The 12,544-nt window shown below is 47.9% G+C and carries 12 protein-coding genes; 2 read left to right on the forward strand and 10 right to left on the reverse strand.

Annotated elements, in window-relative coordinates; genetic code table 11:
* From GBC03_26780 to GBC03_26825, 10 genes are all read right to left on the reverse strand, one after another.
* Positions 1 to 723: a TIGR03761 family integrating conjugative element protein gene (locus tag GBC03_26780; GenBank protein QFS73565.1), complete on the reverse strand. Its 723-nt coding sequence runs from the start codon at positions 721 to 723 to the stop codon at positions 1 to 3.
* Positions 724 to 1,064: 341 nt separating this feature from the next.
* Positions 1,065 to 2,297, reverse strand: a complete 1,233-nt coding sequence (locus GBC03_26785; protein ID QFS73566.1) for a helix-turn-helix domain-containing protein — start codon at positions 2,295 to 2,297, stop codon at positions 1,065 to 1,067.
* A gap of 78 nt (positions 2,298 to 2,375) precedes the next feature.
* Entirely contained in the window at positions 2,376 to 2,606 is a 231-nt protein-coding gene (locus GBC03_26790) for a hypothetical protein (GenBank protein QFS74140.1), read from the reverse strand.
* A complete protein-coding gene (locus tag GBC03_26795; GenBank protein QFS73567.1) occupies positions 2,606 to 3,202 on the reverse strand; it encodes a DUF2857 family protein in 597 nt (198 codons plus the stop codon). Before GBC03_26795 ends, GBC03_26790 begins: the two co-directional genes overlap by 1 nt.
* Positions 3,203 to 3,286: 84 nt before the next feature.
* Complete coding sequence (locus tag GBC03_26800) at positions 3,287 to 4,030, reverse strand: DUF2786 domain-containing protein (protein ID QFS73568.1); 744 nt, start codon at positions 4,028 to 4,030, stop codon at positions 3,287 to 3,289.
* A complete protein-coding gene (locus GBC03_26805; GenBank protein QFS73569.1) occupies positions 4,023 to 4,277 on the reverse strand; it encodes a TraR/DksA family transcriptional regulator in 255 nt (84 codons plus the stop codon). The genes GBC03_26800 and GBC03_26805 overlap by 8 nt, the downstream gene beginning before the upstream one ends.
* Positions 4,270 to 5,985, reverse strand: a complete 1,716-nt coding sequence (locus GBC03_26810; protein ID QFS73570.1) for a hypothetical protein — start codon at positions 5,983 to 5,985, stop codon at positions 4,270 to 4,272. Before GBC03_26810 ends, GBC03_26805 begins: the two co-directional genes overlap by 8 nt.
* Entirely contained in the window at positions 5,982 to 7,349 is a 1,368-nt protein-coding gene (dnaB, locus tag GBC03_26815; GenBank protein QFS73571.1) for a replicative DNA helicase, read from the reverse strand. The genes GBC03_26810 and dnaB overlap by 4 nt, the downstream gene beginning before the upstream one ends.
* Positions 7,346 to 8,230: an AAA family ATPase gene (locus GBC03_26820; GenBank protein ID QFS74141.1), complete on the reverse strand. Its 885-nt coding sequence runs from the start codon at positions 8,228 to 8,230 to the stop codon at positions 7,346 to 7,348. Before GBC03_26820 ends, dnaB begins: the two co-directional genes overlap by 4 nt.
* A 708-nt stretch (positions 8,231 to 8,938) precedes the next feature.
* Positions 8,939 to 10,183, reverse strand: coding sequence for an MFS transporter (locus GBC03_26825; GenBank protein ID QFS73572.1), 1,245 nt, complete (start codon positions 10,181 to 10,183; stop codon positions 8,939 to 8,941).
* Between the two features lie 119 nt (positions 10,184 to 10,302).
* Here GBC03_26825 and GBC03_26830 point away from each other — a divergent pair, with 119 nt between their 5' ends.
* Both GBC03_26830 and GBC03_26835 read left to right on the forward strand, forming a co-directional pair.
* Positions 10,303 to 11,715 carry an aminotransferase class I/II-fold pyridoxal phosphate-dependent enzyme gene (locus GBC03_26830; GenBank protein QFS73573.1) on the forward strand — a complete coding sequence of 471 codons (1,413 nt, stop codon included), beginning with the start codon at positions 10,303 to 10,305 and terminating at the stop codon, positions 11,713 to 11,715.
* A gap of 337 nt (positions 11,716 to 12,052) precedes the next feature.
* Positions 12,053 to 12,421, forward strand: a complete 369-nt coding sequence (locus tag GBC03_26835; GenBank protein QFS73574.1) for a hypothetical protein — start codon at positions 12,053 to 12,055, stop codon at positions 12,419 to 12,421.
* Positions 12,422 to 12,544: the final 123 nt, after the last annotated feature.

The raw sequence follows: 12,544 nt of genomic DNA on the forward strand, positions 1-12,544 counted from the left end.
TCAGGCAGCCCGATATCGCATACGAAGCAGGTTTACGCTCGATTCATTAACCGGCGGTGAGAAAGCTGAGCGCTTTTCACCAAGAAGAACAGACAAATCTGGCTCTCCCGCCACCTCGCATGCTTGTTTCCATGTTTCGTTGTTTTCCACAGCATCAAACCGGGTAGCATCAATACGGCGATAAGATAAAACAGAGCCATAGATCTGACGAATTAATCTGCCACCTTCGCTAAGATGATGATCACGGCGAGAACGTGTAATTAATCCATAATGCGATGCTTGTAGTGCCTTTTTCGCAAACTGATCGAATCCTACTAACAGAAACACACACCTGTAACCCAGAGGGGTTCGTGTAAATACCTGGATATCGAGTGGCTCAACAGATGCAACTTCTGTCAATGTAATACCAGGCGGCAACATTGACATCTCAGCATCAAGTTGCTGTATCAAAGCAGTCATAGAATCTGATGCAACCTTGATCTTTTCTTCCAGGTTAAACATAGCAACATCAGCCCATGGATTATTTCGCAGGGAATCCTGGTTAATCAGAGTCGCACGGTGGAAAAACTGAGGCATACCGATAATTCCATGCCTTGCAGGCTTTTCACCGTCCTGTTTTTCAGGCTGACGCCCCTGCCATAGCCCGATTGCGTAATTCGTATGCAGTGCGATCGTCATTTCAGACTGCAGCGCACCAGTTCTTTTCTCATTTTTTTCTGCCATCGTTGTCACCTGTGCTCAGTTAAGATGAGCAGGCATAGTCCTGAAACACCGGTATCTCCAACAACGCGAAACTCATAATTCCAAGAACGAAATTGTAAGTTGGTTAAAATTTGTACTTGCTGCGCCCCGCAGCAAGCTCGTTTTTTAACCAACAGCAATACTTTCCCGCAAGACCCCAACCACAACACATCGAAACCTGATTCTTTTTTGTACTTGTTGCGCCCCGCAACAAGGTCATTTTTTAACCACTATTGCGCCCAGTAGTTCTGCTCATTTTTTGTACTTGCTGCGCCCCGCAGCAAGCTCACTTTTTAATCAAAAACAGATTTTTGATGCCATAATCATTTCTGGACCTGTTGCCGAATAGCCGCAATCATAGCCCTTACCTGCCCCTGAGACGGGCGTTTCGCAGGTTGAACAGGGACGTTGGCTGTGGGTACAGTACGTGATTCAACCGGGTGGGAAATTGTTCCACCAGAACTGGCAGTCGCCGTATCCTCTGAAATTTTCAGCTCACCACTTCGCGCCCTGCGAAGCATAGAGAACATCCAGCCCACCGGATTGTTGAGCCTTCCAAGGGCCTGTTGCTCACGCAGCATGTCAGCAAGGGCCTTTGCCATTGTCTCCGGAAGCGAAGCCATCTGCGTACTCAGCATCTGCCTGTCTTCACTGTTCAGAGCGTTCAGAAAATCATCTGGCAGGAATTGCTCACCACACGGTACGTACGTTTTTTTATTCACACTGTGTGTGAAAGAACGTACGTTACAGTCCGAATTTCGGACTCCGGCGTAAGTCCTTGATTTTTTACTGAGTCCATTTTCCGGATTCTGTGAATTATCAGGTTTAAGGGAACTGAGTCCGTTTTCCGGACTCAGTGAATTCGGGCTGTTTTTTATGCGTTTTTTACTGAGTCCTGATTTCGGACTCGGTTGCACAGCCTGTCGCTGACGAGCCATTTGTTCTGGTGTGGCAGGTGCACTTAGCCGGCTCTCAATAATGGCCAAGCGGCTGTGACGGTGGCGCATTCCCGGATCATGAAGGATGTCATTGACTACAGCCAGCGCCGTCATACGGACGGCTTTATTCCTGCTCAGGCAACTCTCTTCAACAAGGGTCAGCCAGCCCGGATCAAAAGTCTCAGCATCACGGTAGCCCAGCGGCTCATCATGCTGTGCATAGATATTGCCCCGCACACGACCATGGTCGTCGCGAACACGCTTACACAGGCTGAGCCAGCCTGTAAGACGCAGCATCAGCAGAACGCGGCTGACCGTATCTCTGGAGGCCTTCTCTGAATGTGCCGACGCCAGTTGAACCTGGAGCTCATCATAAGTCGGGAAAACAGCACCTTCATTCTGCTGTGCATACAACCGGATCATCACCCAGGCGGTTTTATCCAGTGGCGAAAGACGGGTATCCAGAAACAGCTGTCGGGGAAACGCATCATGTACATTTCCCATAAAAAGAAGCCCGCTGCGCTCCTGACCGACATCACCAGTGTCTGTACGCCGTTCGAGACTACGCTGCATCCTGGACAGTGTATGAGCAACTATGCTGTCTGCCGGAATGGTCATTTTCTGCTCTCCTCTTCAACCTGAGACAGCACAATGCCGGGACAAACCCGGCACTGTACGGTCAGCAGCGGCATTCCGTTACCGCCGTATTTCACGGTTATAGGTCTCATGATCCATAAGCCACCAGTGTTTACCTCCATCCTTACTGAGGATGCGCCAGAACGGCCCAACATCTATCTTGAGATAGCCGTTCATCGTCAACCGACGGAACACCTTCTCACCGCAGCACACTGCGCTGAACAGCCGTTGCGCCCTGCGACGAACCGAGGGGGAAACGTACTGACGTGAAGAAAAGTCGGTCATCTGCATCATGCTTCCTTGCGCTGTTGTGATTCACTCTTGCGGGATGGAGTTGTCTCCCGGCACCACTGGCAGACCCTGCTCCAGACTGCGGTCAGTGACAGGCCATGCTGCTCAGCGGCAAGCATCATCGCTTCCAGAGCCTGATGAGAGTCCGGGGATGATAGCCCGGCAGCCTTCCACTCGATCCATAGTGCCGAATCCTGTGGCTCCGTCAGAGACTGTGTGCGGCCCTGGCGAGACTCTATCCCCATCAGACGACGCCGTGCGCTAACCTCTGATGGAGACAGGCCGAAGTATTTATCAATCAGTTCCATTGAACCGCCAAGCTCAAGCGCCCGGTCTATCATCAGCATTCGTTTCTGCTCATTACGTGCCTGGTTGAGCATCAGCCAAAAATTTTCGTGATTCAGGCTAACATCAAGCACAGAAACGTGTGACTGGCTCAAATAATGCAGCTCATCAAGGCTCAACTGACTCAGTGCGCGTATCTCCTCGAGTGACATTCCCAGCGACTCACAGCGGCGAATATTGCCGTTTTTAACATCCATCAGCAGTGATGAAAGGATGGCCGTGGTGGCCTGTGAAAGGTTGTGCTGGCTCATAGGGCCCCTCCTGATATCATCTGATCGGCAACAAGCAGAACATCAAAAAGCCAGCCCGACAGGCAGGCACTCCATAAAATAATGTTACTCATGTGTACAGCCTCCCGCCGTAATCTGCTGTTGAGCCTGCGCACCAGTCAGGCCTTGATGAACTTCGGTATCCCGCCCCGCGAGCCAGCCCGCTACGCGTGCTGCTCTGTCGCCACGGCATTTACCGGCCACCCTGACGTTTACAGTCCCCAGGGTGTCGCCGGTGTGACGCTGGGCAAGCCAGCGCTGAAGCATGGAATTCTCACATTCTGAAGGCGCGAATGACTGCAGTACCTGCCAGACGCCAGATACCCACCCTTCACGAAACTGATCGGCTCTGCGACGAAGCGTGTTCTTAAGAATACGGCGCTTCCGGTATCCGGCAATCTGACCGTCAGTGTCTGCACGAAGTTGCCGCTGTAAAACGGTATAGATATAGAGCGCAACTTCGGCTCTCCCGCTGAAACCATAAAAGTGCAGAGATCGGCGAACGCTTTTTACACCACTGCAACTAGTGTGAATATGCCAGCCAAACCAGCAACGGCAGCCCGTGGCCATGCATACCACTGTTGCGAGTGAACTTAGCCAGGCTGGCACTTTTTCTGCATTACTGGTCAGGTTCTGACAGACGGATTCCTGGATATCATGAAGAGAAAGCATGTCAGGGGTCAGGCCATGACGCTGCATCAGCCGTTGAGCCAGAGCCACTGCACGGGCCGCCTCGTGTGGATTACTGTTCCGGGTACCCAGCGCCATCAGTCGCCGGATACGTGCAATCACTTTTGTAGTTTCAGACATGGTGTAGCCCCCTGCAGCCGGCAGCACGGTGAACATCCTGCTTCTCCTTCACATCCTGACAAGCAGCACACAACTCTACGCCCGGCACTGCCAACTGACGGGCAGCGGGAATGTCCGCGCCGCAGCACTCACAAATTTCTTTTGACGGGCGTAACGAGTGCACTTTTGCCCTGATAGCATCGATGCCGCGCTGGGTGAAAATAGCGGTACTGGCCTGAGCCATTTCATCATTCAGGTCCTCAGACATTTTCCCCTCCCTTCACAGCCAGACGCTGCAGCTCACGCAGACGCCGTATAACGCGGATAAGGCGCATTGTTTTTACAACAGTGACATCATCGAAAACGGCAGTATCTGCAGGTTCCTGAGAGCCAAAAAAATTCAGGCAGAACATGAACATATTGAACTGTTTGTTAGGCAGTGAACCTGATAGCCCGGCGAGGAAAAGAGTAAACTCGCTGGCGTTCTCTGAAATGGAGAAACCAGCTGAATGATGGTCTTTATCCTCCCGAACACAGTCCGCGCAGCCCATCGCTTCGGCAATTTCGAAAGTAAGCCGATAAGCCATATCCTGCAGGTGCTCGATGTCGTCCTGTAATGCGGAGATGTGCCAGATATCATTGACCGGTTCCAACCCGGTTGCGGCGAAGGCCACTGAGCTAACTGAAGGTGTGGAAGTTTCATCCTGTTCGCCAAAAGCAGAAACGAGCGCGTTGGCATTAACATCTGACTTAAATTGCCACTCTCCATCGTTATCAGGATTCTCTGTCTGACCGGTAATCACAGGATTTCCGCCAAACAGGTCATTCTGAACTTCACGACGCGGCTCACTTCCAACAGACATACCGCCGGGAAGTGCAGTATTGTCCTGAAGTTCTGGTACAGCTTCCGGACGCCCTGGAGTAGTCAGCGTACCGCTACGCAGACCAGTAACAGGGGGCTGGGATGAAGTATCTGCTGGCAGAGTCGTAACTGGTGGTGTTGTGCGTTCCCGACCACCTGACTGTTCAGACGCGGGTGTAGGTGCTGGCAGTGGAGGCGGCTCGCCAAACTGTTCCCTGCGTTTTTGCTCACGAGGATCAAGTTCAATTAACCAGCGGTCATAATTCAGGCTTGGATGGGGAAGAGCCTTAACCAGTTGACCGATAAACTCATCCCTAAAAATATCAAGGGCATAGCTTTCAGGTTCATCAAAACACCGGCAAACTGCACCAAACACATCATCAAGAGAACATTCTGGGTTTACGTCACCGCTGAAAGATTTCCAGACCTTCATAGCTGAAGAACGAAGGCTCAGGAGTGGTGTTGCCTGACCACGGCTCATGCCACTCTCAAGCAACTGGGGCATATGTGGATACAGGTAATTAAGCGTATCTTCCATCCGGCTTACGCTGGAGTTATCAATAGGATAACCTTCCTTACCCAACAGATCCGAAAGTTCTCGTAAGGTAACACTCCGGCCCAGTTGCTCTTCATAAATTACACGCGCTTTATGAACACCGAATGCCTTTTCTATATAGGTAAGATCCCCCCTGACCTCATTCTCAGCCAGGTGACCAACCAGACATTTTAGACGTCCAGGCCAGGGTTTGAAGATCGTGTGAACGCGATAAAAACGTTCATCACCAGTCTCCTGCCAGAGATCGCAGAGTATCTGATACCGGGTATTTCCCCCGTCACTAAAGATATAAACATCATCACCATCCGGATCACGGGTCACTTTTGGAATCGAATCCAATCCTCGTGCACGGACGGAAGCTTTAATTTCCTCAAAACGAGGATTGCGTCCTTTGCGCGGGTTATCCGGATTCGGGCGAAGCTGGTCAAGGGTAAGAACCATTGCCATTTCGTTTACTGGCTGGGTAACGGTGGGAGTATTATTATCAGCAGCCTGAGCCGGTGATTTTCCACGCTGCAACATGGCGTCGCCAAGGTTAAGACTACGGACGTTGCTCATGCAAACCTCCCGGTATGACCAGGGTTAGCAGAAAAACGCGTATAACGGCCTTCGTATTGCAGTCGGATCGTACCAATCGGTCCCTGACGCTGTTTGCTGACAATAATTTCAGCAACCCCCTTGTCTTCAGTGTTTTCGTGATAGACCTCATCACGATAGATAAAGACAATTACATCAGCATCCTGTTCCAGGGCACCGGAATCACGAAGATCGCCATTGTTCGGCCGTTTATCAGCACGACTCTCTAGTTGACGATTCAACTGCGAAAGGGCAACAACCGGACAACCCATTTCTTTCGCCAGCGCTTTGAGTGACCGCGAGATTTCAGCAATTTCCTGTGTGCGGTTCTCCTGATCCGGACAACGCATCAGTTGCAGGTAATCAAGACCGATGACTGAAGGGTGACCATAACGGCGGGCGTTACGACGGGCGCGAATTCTGAGCATGGCGGGGGTCAATGAGCCAGTGTCATCTATGATGAGGCGGTCTTTAAGGTCACCCATCAATAGTGAAGACGCGTTTGAAACACGCGCCCAGTCCTCATCATCCATCTGGCCATTTTTTAAATGTGTTAAATCTACACTGCCAAGTGAAGCGACCATACGCATGAGGATCTGCTCGGTGGGCTGCTCAAGGCTGTAAAACTGCGCATGTGTATCGGCTTTTTTCAGAAGTGAATTCAAAATCAGGCTGATCAGAAAGGCAGTTTTCCCCATTGAAGGCCTTGCTGCTATAAGTATCAGATCAGCTGCCTGCAGCCCGCTGGTCATGGCATCAAAATCTTCAAATCCCGTAGGCGTACCAGTAATACCATCGGGCACATTGCAACGACGTTCCAGCTCTGTAAGGAGTTTTTCCATGCCGTCAAGCAGCGTCACGGCCTGCTGTGGTTCTGAACGTTCTGCCAGCCGGGTAATTTTTTGCTCTGCGGTTTCCATCACCGCCCCGATATCAGCACCGGATGCCTTAACAGTTTCGGTTATCTCAGCACCAATGGCGACCAACTGTCGCCCCTGGCTGTACCTGGCAACAATGTCACAGTAAGCGACGATATTGGCCGCACTTGGAGTATTTTTTGAAAGTTCGGCCAGATAGGCGAATCCGCCAAGTTGCTCAAGCGCATCCTTACCACGGTTTTCAATGCTCTCAGCAAGTGTGATCAGGTCAATCGGACGCCCTGCTGCAACCAGACGCGCCATTTCATGAAAGATGACCTGGTGAACCTTGAAATAAAAATCATCGGTATCGAGACGGAGCGCCACTTCATCCCAGCAGTCGTTATCCAGCATCAGGCCACCAATGACGCTCTGCTCAGCATCCTGAGAAAACAGCCCCGAAACATTTCTGCGGTTGTTAGAGGTCATTCCTCGCCCCCCGCATTAGCTAACGCATCAAAATTCGTTTTCCACTCTGGGAAAAGTTCACAAGCCAATTGATACATTGACGTAAACGCTGAGTCGCTTTTACGTCGGGTATTTTTTTCAAGACGATGTACCGGTACGCCCTTAACATGCCCAAGAACATAGACAGTCAGGTCATAGATACATGTCTCCAGCAGGTCGATATGAATTTTGTCTGCATGGGCGCTGTAGCGTTTATCTTCAACGATCGCTTTGACTTCAGCGAGGGTCTCAACAGACAGATTGTCGTATTCCATACAGTTGATGAGCAATTTTGTGACTGGAAGCTGAATGCCAAACGCACAATAAGGCAGCAATTCTTCCATCAGCGCGACTGTTCCGCGCATGAACTCCCTGACATCAGGAAGAATCGGTTTGGCAATACCCACCATGGTTCCGGTGGAGGCCAGGATAATTAACTCAGACATCACTGACCGTGAGCCTTGTGAATCGACAATAATCACGCCATATGAATTAAAAAGGGGATGTGAAAGAGCATTTCGGAGGCGAACTCGCCCATCAGGCGCATTCAGCATTGCAGTTGGGAGAAAATTACGAGGATCGTTGGAAACGATAATGTCCAGATTATTGATCGACGTACGGGAGATCAGATTATCGGGATTTGAGAGATCAACTGTCTGCATCAACAGTTCGTACAAACCACCAGGGGCTTCATATTCAAGCGGGAATATACTGCTGGCCGTTGGCTGAGCATGGTCGCCATCAATCAGAAGTGTTTTGATACCTGCATCGGCCAGAAATCCTGCAAGATTAGCTGACTGAGTAGACTTACCCTCGCCCCCCTTAGTGGAAACAACAGGTATAATACGAGGCTTAACACCCAACGTTGGATAATCGATTGATTGTAAATGCATTTTAGCACCTGAAAATTAATCAGGATGCGATTCAACAAATACCGATCATTCTTCTATGGAATTTAACATTTTGTCACAGGGATTGAAAATCCCCGTGTCCTTGGTTCGATTCCGAGTCCGGGCACCACTAATTTATATTAACGGACCTTCACGGAGGTCCGTTTTTGCATTCTAATCCCGCCAGAATCTATGCTTCACATCTAACGCAATTCCACCGTACGCTATCTACTTCGACCCACAATAAGTCGCTTATGCGGGTACAAACGAGTATACAGGCTGATTCGATAATTTGTTGCCCTCACATCACTCAGACTCTCCTGTTATAGCGCTGACTGACGCGAAAAGCCGGAGCACCAAACCGACGTAAACCTCGACAAAAAAGGCGACACCGGCAATATGTTCTTCCTCGCCATTCTAACGGTTACAGATACTGATAATTGCGTTATTGTCACCCTGGGGAAGAGAAAACACTAGCCTCTGGTCAGTATCCGGAAATCTCATTTTCAACGTTCCGTGACAGCCGTGATCCTACTAACTGGAAGAGGGCCCAGATGCACTGCCACCGTTACAGGGGCTGGCCTTCGGGAGCAGTAGCTCCTGTCAATTGAGTTCACCGGAATCTAATCTAACACCGATCGGAAGTCGACAATACGTCGTTCAGTGTCCTGAACACAGGGGTTAATCCTGACCCGCGAGTCCTTTCTTTGAAAGCCTCAACAAGAGCAATACTGCAAGCGCAATAGGAATAAAAGTGAGCCAATTGAGGTTTATCCAACCGAGAGAGTGATACAACTGTCCGGATATCAGCGAGGCGATAGCAGAGGCACCAAAAACCAGCAGGTCATTCAATGATTGTACTTTACTGCGCTCACTTGCATGGTAGCACTCTGTCACCAACGCGGTCGCGCCAATAAAACTGAAGTTCCAGCCCAGCCCCAGTAACGCAAATCCACTCCAAAAAATGAATACGCTGTTGCCGATAAAATAACAAACGCTTGAGAGAGCAATAATTAGAAAACCAAGTATGGTGACAGGCAACTTACCATAGCGGGTCATGATCTTACCGGTAAAAAAGCTGGGGAGATACATCGCTAAAATATGCCACTGTACGCCCAACGTTGCATGATTGATTGAATGACCGGCGTCGACTATAGCCATCGACGTTACCGTCATCATAAACATCATCAAACCATAAGATGTTAATCCGGCAGTCACGGCGACAATAAAGCGGAAACTTTTTATAATCTGCAGAATTGTTCTTGGTTGCCTGGGAACGTTATTTTCCTGTCTTTCGCTTTGCTCCGTGATTTTATCCTCTTCAGGTACAACAAGCCCTGTCGTCAACCGGCCCACAGATAAAATCAAAATTATAGCGATGAGTGCCAGCACGGACTGGCTGAGAAAACTGCCGACCAAAGGAACGTCCAAAATGTCCTGTCCCAAAATAACCAGCTGCGGCCCTAATACAGCAGCAACCAGTCCCCCCTGCATCACCCGAGAAATCGCTTTTGGATGTGCCCATCCAGGAAGATAATCAATAGCTGCAAAACGGTAATTTTGTACGCAGGCGCCGTAGCCTCCCGCCAGGACTGCACCAATACAGAAATTCAGAAAAGAAGCGCTGTAAACGCCATAGGCTGCAAAAAGCCCTCCAATAGCAGCAATCAGCGCCCCCATCAGGTAAGTAGATTGCCGGCCAAAACGAGCAATTAAGTAGCCAACAGGCAAGGTTGCTAGCGCCATCCCTATGCTATAAAGTGAAACGGGCAATGTCGCTAAAGAAGGCGTGCTTGAAAGCTTTGCACCCACCATGCCTCCTAAAGAAATGATAATTGGGGAAGAGGATGCGCCAACTATCTGCATCAGGAATATCAGGTTTACGTAGTGCCATGCTCGTTGATCTATTTTCTCAGTATTATCCATGACCGTTTACTTAAAGTTAACACTTTAGACTATTCCAGATGAAAGTTAACCACAGACAACCGTTTTCAAGAAGTACCAGTTTGAGCAAATTTTAATGGAACCAGTTGGGGAAAGTTCGAATGCTATACATTAAGTTTGATAGAATTCATGGTCATTCTTATTCAAAAAATATTTACAAGGATATACGCGAAAAGATACTTTCTGGTAACTTACGTACTGAAGAAAAACTTCCATCAACACGTGAGTGTTCTAAAAATTTGTCTGTTTCACGAAATACAATATTGACGGCTTATGAAATGTTAATTTCAGAAGGTCTTGTCGTGAGTAAGCCCGGGTCTGGTTTTTTTGTCAGTTCAGACATTATTGCTAAGAAACACCCCTTACAGGTTAGTGATAGTTGTACCGCCTCGTTGTCAGATATATCAATACCCACGAATGCGATTAACTTTGACAGTGGGCTTCCTGCTTTAGATTTATTTCCCAAAAGAAAATGGAGTAAAGCGGCAACAAAAGCGCTAAAAGAGGCGCCGATATCTGCATTAGGTTACGATGATCCTCAAGGTAGGTCAGAGTTTAGAGAAGTACTCAGAAAATATCTTCAACGCACACGAGGCATCGTCTGTGGTGCGGACCAGATTATTGTTACCAACGGAACGAAACAAGGTTTAACATTGGTGGCAAAATGTCTGCTTGATGCACAAAGTGAAATCTGGATTGAAAATCCGACTAACGACAATGTCAGGCAGATATTTTCTTATCACACGAATAATATCACGCCTTTTGAAGTCGATAAGGATGGTATACAACCTTGCTTATTTTTCAAGAACAATAGCCCTACATTGATATTTATGACACCATCTCACCAATTTCCAATGGGGGGGAGGTTACCCATCAAAAGACGTCTGGAAGTGATTAAATTCGCCAGAGAGAATGACTGTTTGATACTAGAAGATGACTATGATAGTGAATTCACTTATGAGGGTTCACCTGCCAATTCATTATTTGAACTTGATCCACAGCATGTGATTTACTCTGGCACGTTTAGTAAAGTGTTGTTCCCTTCTATACGCCTCGGTTATCTTGTAGTCCCGCGTCATCTTGTAAGCAGAATTCGGGAAATTAAACGACTAGCGGATCATCATTCAAATTCAATAACCCAACTAACGCTGATGCATTTCATCGAAAGTAAAGAACTTGAACGTCATATCCGACGAATGAAAAAAGAGTATAGGAAACGACGAGAACAGTTACTTTTTCTCTTACATAAATATTTTGGAGAAAATATTAAAATACACGGCGATCGGGCCGGGATGCATGTTGTGGCAGAATTTAATGGTGTTATTTTTACGCAAAAAACCCTTCAACGATTGCAAGAAAAAGGTGTCTATGTTGTTCCTGTGGAAAAACACTCCATGTTAAAGGGGAAACATCAAAGTAAAATAATTTTGGGTTATGCACATCTTTCCTGTGAGATCATGGAAACCGGATTGAATATAATCAAAGCGGAATTAAACCTCAGCGAGAGTTTATAAATTGCGGATTAAACACTTACTGTTTCAGAGATAATCGTTAGGATCATTCACCTCAAACCCTTCAGGATACATTGATGCAAATCCACTCTCCGGATCAGACAAAATCGATATAGATAAATGAGCCTTATTGCAATTAATTACTCTTTCATTAATTTCTCTTTCATCTATTTATTTTCCATCTATTTGTCATTCATTTAACATGACAACATTGGCAATCGCTATTTTAGTGACTGTGATCATTTACTATGCCTTATAATAATATGATATTCACCTGTACTGTATGGACAGAAAAAATTTAATGCCCCTGGAAACATAACTGTAATCAGGAGAAAGATAAATGGACGAAAAAATATTTTTTATCGCGACCGGGCAACATCGAAGCGAATATCCAGATCCTATCACATTCACAAGAGGAACCCCGCTTATTGTTGGGGAAAGATATGAGGGTAATGAAGGATGGGATAACTGGTGTTTTTGTATAGCGTCGGGTCATGCAGGCGGGTGGGTTCCTGAACAACTGATTGAACGACGTGCCGAGTCGGATCATGGGGTGGCAAAAGAGGACTATTCTGCGAAAGAGCTTGACGTGAATGAGGGTGATGAGTTTCAGGCAATAAAAGCGCTGAATGGCTGGCTATGGTGTCGACGGCTTACAGATAATGATATTGGATGGGTGCCGATGAATATTCTACGGAAAATAGCATGAATTGCATCAGGTAAAAGACGTTGTGAGCGAAACTGCTATCGCTTAGGCCATGTCCGGACACCACGGTAAAAAGAAACCGCAACGCTACGCATTGCGGTCTTTAGTTCCTTACGCGAAATAGCC

The organism is Citrobacter telavivensis, from assembly GCA_009363175.1.
Lineage (GTDB): Bacteria > Pseudomonadota > Gammaproteobacteria > Enterobacterales > Enterobacteriaceae > Citrobacter_A > Citrobacter_A telavivensis.